This is a genomic window from Rathayibacter sp. AY2B3, assembly GCF_002931755.1.
Classification (GTDB): domain Bacteria; phylum Actinomycetota; class Actinomycetes; order Actinomycetales; family Microbacteriaceae; genus Rathayibacter.
The window spans coordinates 83,270-89,269 of record NZ_PSUG01000008.1; the positions used below are offsets into that span (position 1 = coordinate 83,270).

Here is a 6,000-nt window from a genome sequence, read left to right on the forward strand (position 1 = left end):
GCGGCCTCACGGCTGCCGGGGGTTCTCGTGCGTCTGCGGGCGCCTCCCGCCTGCGGAGCGGGTCGAGGCGCCGGGCGGATCAGGCCTGCGGGGCGGCGCCGGCCTCCTGAGCGGCCTTCGCCTCCTCGTACTGGCGGCGCACCTCGACCATGTCGAGGCCGCGGACCTGCTCGATCAGGTTGTCGAGCGCGGGGGCGGGCAGGGCGCCGGGCTGAGCCATCAGCGGGACGCCGTCGCGGTACACCACGAGGGTGGGGATGGAGGAGATGCCGTAGCTCGCGGCGAGCTGCTGCTGGTCCTCCGTGTCGACCTTCGCGAAGGTGATGTCGGCGTTCTTCTCGCTCGTGGCCTCGAAGACCGGAGCGAACTGCTTGCACGGGCCGCACCAGTCGGCCCAGAAGTCGATGAGGACGATGCCGTCGGCGATCGTCTGGTCGTGGGAGTCGAGGGTCATCGCAGTCGTAGCCATGGGGGATGCAACCGGGTGCCCCCGCGGCCTATTCCCGGGCGGGATCGAGGAGGTCGAGCAGCGAGCGCGGACCGACCACGGCGGCCCCGAGCGCCTCGACGCGGGCGGCCAGTCCCCGGTCGGCCGTCACGACGACCGCGGTCTCGAGCGCTCCGACCAGGTCGACGACCGCGTCGTCGCCCGAGCCGTCGGCCGCGTGGACCGTCAACCGCGATGCGGGAGCACCGGTCTCCGGGCGGGCGGCGCGCGCCGCTCCCTCGAGCACCACGGCGATGCGGGGCCAGACCGTGTCGGCGTCGATCCCCAGGAGACGGCCGGGGACGCCGGCCCCCGCGAGGCGGGCCAGGGACGCGAGGAGGCGCTCCGCGGCGCCGGCGCGGTCGCGCCACCAGCCGTCGGGGCGGGAGCCGACCACGTTGGCGGCGTCCACGACGAGCACCGGGATCGAGGAGCCGAGCACGCGCAGACCCGGCCAGGCCGCCCCGAAGCCCGGGTGCAGCGGCAGGGAGTCGACGTCGTCCGGGGCGACCCAGCGCAGCTCGGTGCTCTCGGCGTCGCTGATGCGGGGAGTGAAGTGCTCGCGGGAGTCGGCCAGGACGGTGGAGTAGCTCCACGGGCCGATCACGACGACGCTGGAGAGCACGGGCAGTATCAGGTCGGCGGGGACGCCCGCCTCCTCCTCCGACTCCCGGAGGGCCGCCTCGAAGGCCGTCTCCTCGGGGTGACGGGCCCCGCCGGGCAGCCCCCAGGTGTCCCCGAAGTGGCTCCAGCTCACGCGGTGCTGGAGCAGGACGCGTCCCGACGGATCGCGCAGGAGGAGGCCGGCGGCGCCGAAGCGCCCCCAGAAGCGGCGTCCGTCGCCGATCTCGACCCAGCCGTCGCCGAGCGACGCGTCGAAGGGGTGGCGCGGGAGCACGGCGTCCGCGCCGGGGTCCTCGCTGGTCATGCCCTCCAGCCTCCCACACCGCGCCCGCCGCACCCGACTCCGACGGGCTGGCAGAATCGGACGATGCGCCGCTCGAGACCCCTCCGCCTCGCGACGCTCGCCTGGCTCGCGCTGATCGCCCTGATCACGCTGACGCCCGCGCCCTACCCGGCCGGGGAGCCGAACGCGCTGATCCGCGGGATCATCGCCTTCCTCGCCTCCACGCCGCTCACCGGCTGGTTCGACTTCGACGTGGCGGAGTTCACCGCGAACGTGCTGCTCTTCGTGCCGCTCGGGGCGCTGGTCGCCGCGCAGCTGCCGCCGGGGCGCCGCCTGTGGGCCGCCGCCATCGGCCTCGGGGTCTCGGCGGCCGTCGAGACCGCGCAGCTGCTGTGGCTGCCGACCCGCGTCTCCGACCTGCAGGACCTGGTCTCGAACGGCAGCGGCTCCGGGATCGGCGCGCTGCTGACGGTCGCGCTGCTCCGCTTCTCCGCCCGCCGCCGCTCCCGGAAGGACCGCACCGCCCATGCCCGCTGAGACCCTCGTCGTCCTCGACCGACCCTCCCTCGACTCGGAGGCGCACTCGCCGGGAGGAGCCGCGCACCGCATCGATCCGAGCGGGCGCGGCGATCTGGACGTCACCGACCTCGGCTTCACGCGTGGCGACGGCGTGTTCGAGACGATCAACCTGGTCGACGGACGGCTGCAGGCGCTCGACGCGCACCTGGACCGCTTCGAGCGCTCGGCCCGGATGCTCGACCTGCCCCGGCCGGACCGGGCCGCCTGGCTCGAGGCGATCGGAGCGGCGGTGGCCGCGCACCCGCGCGTCGCCGAGGCGATGGTGAAGACGATCCTGACCCGCGGCGTCGAGGGCGGCGGGCGGCCCACCGGCGTCGTCTTCGTGCAGACCAGCCCGGACTTCGGCCCGGCCCGCCGCGACGGAGTGCGCGTGGTGCTCCTGGACCGCGGGCTGCGCTCGGACGTGCAGACGACGTCCCCCTGGCTGCTCGCCGGGGCGAAGACGCTCTCGTACGCCGTGAACCGCGCGGCCGCGCGGGAGGCCGCCCGGCGCGGTGCCGACGACGCCCTGTTCGTGTCGAGCGACGGCTACCTGCTCGAGGGGCCGACCTCGAACCTCGTGCTGCTGACGAACGGCGAGCTCGTGACTCCCCCGCCGAGCCTCGGGCTGCTGCCCGGGACCACGCAGGCCGACCTGTTCGCGCTCGCCCCCGGCCTCGGCCTCGGGACGGCCGTGCGTCCGCTGCGCGCGGACGACCTGGAGGCCGCGGACGCGGCGTGGCTGGTCTCGAGCGCACGCAACGCCGCTCCCGTCCGCGCCGTCGACGGGGCCGACCGCCGCATCGACGCCGACCTCTCTGCCCGGATCAACGCCGCGCTGCTCGCCCGCTGAGACTCCGGTCCTCCCCCGCGGGACGCCCCGCGCCGAGCGCGGACGGCGTCCCGGAGGCGAGAGGGCTCAGGAGAGGCCGTCGACGTCCGCGGGGCCGCGGCCGATGAGTCCGCCGCGGACGTGCTCGACCGTGGGGTCGAGCTGGACCGGCTCGCGCTCGTCCGCCGCCTCGTCGTTGATGACGGCCGACACGATGCCGCGCCAGTCGGTGCCCTCGGCCACGGCGTCCTCGGAGCCGACGCGGCGCGTGACGAACACGGCCTCCGACTCCTCGCCCGCGTGCGAGATGACGGCGAGGACGCCGACGGTGCGACCGCCCGGGTGCTCGATCCGCCACTCCTCGTGCCCGGACGGGACGAGCGAGAACTCCAGGCCCGCGTGCGGGAAGCCGGTGGGGCGCAGCTCGGACGGGGATCCGCTCTGCGGAGGCGCGCCACGGGTGGGGACCCCGGTGCCCTCGCCGCTCGTCGTGCTCATGCCGACGTCGCCGCGGGTTCCGCCGGCCCCGGAGCTGTCGTTCGCCGCGACCATGCGGTCGTCGCCGCTCCGCAGCGCGTCGTCCGCTCCGGTGTAGATGCTGTCGTCTCGGTTCATGGGAACCTCCTTGTCGGCGGCCAGTGTAGGACCGCGGGGTGGGTGGCGAGCGGGCGCCGTTCGTAGACTGGGGGGATGCAGATCCCGGTGACCGGTGCCGTGCGGGTGGACGCGTGGCTCTGGGCGGTGCGCATCTACAAGACGCGCTCCGCCGCGACGACCGCGGCCCGGGCCGGCCACATCCGCGTCAACGGCGAGCGGGCCAAGGCGGCGCAGACCGTGCGGGTCGGCGACGAGGTCCGCGCCCGGATCGGCGGCTTCGACCGGGAGCTGATCGTCCGCGGACTCGTGGTCAAGCGGGTCGGTGCGCCGGTGGCCGCCGAGTGCATGGAGGACCGGACGCCCCCGCCGCCTCCCCGGGAGTCCGCGCCGGGCGTGATCGTCCGGGACCGCGGAGCGGGCCGCCCGACCAAGCGCGACCGGCGCGACATCGAGCGGCTCCGCGGGTTCTGACGCCGCGGACGGCCTGCGGCGCGGCGCCTCAGGGGGCGAGGGCTCGCAGGCGCTCCAGGAGCCCCTCCGCCGCCTCGTCGAGGAACCGCTGCTGCAGCTCGTCGCCGACCTGGACGAGGGCGATGTCGGTGAAGCCCGCCTCGATGTAGGGCACGAAGCTCTGGGCGAGCTCGTCGAGGTCGGGGCCGCAGGCGATCTGCTCGGCGACGTCCTCCGGGCGCACGAACTGGCTCGCTCCGGCGAAGCCGGCGGGGGTCGGCAGATCGGAGTTGACCGCCCAGCCGCCGGCGAACCAGCGGAACTGCTCGTGGGCCAGCGCCACTCCCTGCTCCTTGTCGGGCGCCCAGCAGATCGGGATCTGGCCGATCGTGCGCGAGGGGGCGGCGTCCGCACCGCGGACCGCGGTCCACTGCGAGATCAGCTCGGCGTCGGGCTCGGTCGTGATGAGGTGGTCGCCGATCGGCGCGAAGCGGGCGATCGACTTCTCTCCGGAGACCGCGAGGCCGATCTCGACCGGCTTGTCCGGCAAGTCCCAGATGCGGGCGGAGTCGACGCGGAAGTACTCGCCCTCCCAGGTCACCAGCTCGCCGGTGTGCAGCTCGCGGATGAGGTGCACGGCCTCCTCGAGCATGTCCTGGCGCACGGCGACCGAGGGCCAGCCCTCGCCGACGACGTGCTCGTTGAGGTTCTCGCCCGAGCCGAGGCCGAGCGTGAAGCGGTCGTCCGAGAGGATCGCGAGCGTCGCCGCCTTCTGCGCGACCACGGCCGGGTGGTAGCGGATGGTCGGCGCGGTGACGTAGGTCGTGAGGTCGATGGTCGACGTGGCCTGCGCGACCGCTCCGAGCAGCGTCCAGGCGTAGGAGGCGTGCCCCTGCTCGGTCAGCCACGGCGAGTAGTGGTCGCTCGAGACCGCGAACTCGAAGCCGAGCCTCTCGGCGTCGACCGCGTAGCCCACCAGCTGCTTGGGTCCGCTCTGCTCGGTCATCAGGGTGTATCCGAATCGCACCATGGTCCGTCCTCGTTCCGCTCGTCGTGGGATGCCCGGGGGGCACGTCCATGGTGGGCGGGGCACCGGATGCGCGCTAACCCCTTGCCCCGGTGGCGAGCGGCGGCTAGCGCGGCGTCAGACGAAGCGGATGCGGTTCTGCACCCGGGTGCGGACCTCGAACGACTCGCCGTACCCGCCGAGGCGCGGATCGTCCGTGCCGGAGCGCAGCAGCTGCGGCAGCAGCGAGCGGCGGATGACGACGGCACCCTGGTGCCGGCCGCGCTCGACCTGCTCGAACGGCTGCTCCAGCGCGTCGTCCGGCACGACCACGACGCTCGCCGAGAAGCGGACGCCCAGCTCTCGGCCGAGACGTCGCGCGGCCTTCGCGAGCGAGGCGATCGGCTTCTCGTCCTCGGCGATCCCGGGGCCCTCGAGCTCGCCCTTCTTCAGGCGGACCGGGTCGCCCCAGTCGGCGGAGGTCAGCGCGAGCAGGCCGGCCGGCCCGAGCACGAGGTGGTCGATCTTGAGCCCGCCGTCGCCGACCGCGACGTCGTTCCAGATCGTGTAGGCGATGCCGAGGGCGCCGACGAGCGCGGCCGTCGCCTCCTCGGCCTGGGCCTTCGCGAGCCAGGAGCGCACCTCACGGGGAGCGGAACGGACGATCGCCGGGTCGAAGGGGTCCTCGGTCTCGACGCCGCGGCCGAGCCACTCGCGCACCAGGCGGAGGTAGTACTCGCGTGCCGCGCCGCCCGGGTGACCGTAGGAGCGGGCGCGCACGGCCGAGGCGGTCTGCGGGCGCGGCGAGCCGGTGTACGGCGACTGCGGGGACGACGTCCCGGGGGCGGGGGCTCCTCGGTCGTAGTCGCTGCGGGCGGAGGCGCTGCCGATCCGCTCCCAGGCGAGCTGCACCGCGTGGAACGACGCTGCGTCACCTCCTGTGTCCGGATGGGTCTCGCGGAGGCGGAGCCGGTACGCCCGGCGGAGCTCGTCGTCGGACGCGGTGGCGGCGACGCCCAGCACCTCGTAGGGGGTGCGGGCGGCGTGGCTGTCGGGCATGTGCTTCCGGAGGTTGCAGAAGTCCATGAGTATGCATGAAGTGAAGTTCGGCGTCGACACGTTCGGCGACGTCACCGCCGGCCTCGACGGCGCCCCGCTGCCGC

The 6,000-nt window shown here is 74.5% G+C and carries 8 protein-coding genes; 3 read left to right on the plus strand and 5 right to left on the minus strand.

Annotated features, from left to right (window positions below; genetic code table 11):
• Positions 1-79 precede the first annotated feature (79 nt).
• The gene (trxA, locus tag C5C24_RS04345) at positions 80-469 is read right to left on the minus strand and encodes a thioredoxin (protein WP_104281226.1); all 390 of its coding nucleotides are present in this window, start codon (positions 467-469) and stop codon (positions 80-82) included.
• Positions 470-497: 28 nt separating this feature from the next.
• Positions 498-1,415 carry an NUDIX domain-containing protein gene (locus C5C24_RS04350; RefSeq protein WP_104304384.1) on the minus strand — a complete coding sequence of 306 codons (918 nt, stop codon included), beginning with the start codon at positions 1,413-1,415 and terminating at the stop codon, positions 498-500.
• A gap of 63 nt (positions 1,416-1,478) precedes the next feature.
• On the opposite strand from C5C24_RS04350, the gene C5C24_RS04355 reads away from it, so the two are divergent.
• Positions 1,479-1,931, plus strand: coding sequence for a VanZ family protein (locus tag C5C24_RS04355; protein ID WP_104304385.1), 453 nt, complete (start codon positions 1,479-1,481; stop codon positions 1,929-1,931).
• Positions 1,921-2,805: an aminotransferase class IV gene (locus C5C24_RS04360; protein WP_104304386.1), complete on the plus strand. Its 885-nt coding sequence runs from the start codon at positions 1,921-1,923 to the stop codon at positions 2,803-2,805. The genes C5C24_RS04355 and C5C24_RS04360 overlap by 11 nt, the downstream gene beginning before the upstream one ends.
• A gap of 66 nt (positions 2,806-2,871) precedes the next feature.
• Here C5C24_RS04360 and C5C24_RS04365 read toward each other — a convergent pair whose 3' ends face one another.
• On the minus strand, positions 2,872-3,399 hold the full coding sequence (locus C5C24_RS04365; RefSeq protein WP_104276465.1) for a hypothetical protein: 528 nt from the start codon (positions 3,397-3,399) through the stop codon (positions 2,872-2,874).
• Between the two features lie 75 nt (positions 3,400-3,474).
• Here C5C24_RS04365 and C5C24_RS04370 point away from each other — a divergent pair, with 75 nt between their 5' ends.
• Positions 3,475-3,852, plus strand: a complete 378-nt coding sequence (locus tag C5C24_RS04370) for an RNA-binding S4 domain-containing protein (RefSeq protein WP_181027140.1) — start codon at positions 3,475-3,477, stop codon at positions 3,850-3,852.
• Between the two features lie 28 nt (positions 3,853-3,880).
• Here C5C24_RS04370 and C5C24_RS04375 read toward each other — a convergent pair whose 3' ends face one another.
• Positions 3,881-4,861 (minus strand): TIGR03557 family F420-dependent LLM class oxidoreductase, encoded by a 981-nt coding sequence (locus tag C5C24_RS04375; RefSeq protein WP_104247153.1) that lies wholly within the window; start codon positions 4,859-4,861, stop codon positions 3,881-3,883.
• Between the two features lie 114 nt (positions 4,862-4,975).
• On the minus strand, positions 4,976-5,896 hold the full coding sequence (locus C5C24_RS04380; RefSeq protein WP_104304392.1) for a J domain-containing protein: 921 nt from the start codon (positions 5,894-5,896) through the stop codon (positions 4,976-4,978).
• Positions 5,897-6,000: the final 104 nt, after the last annotated feature.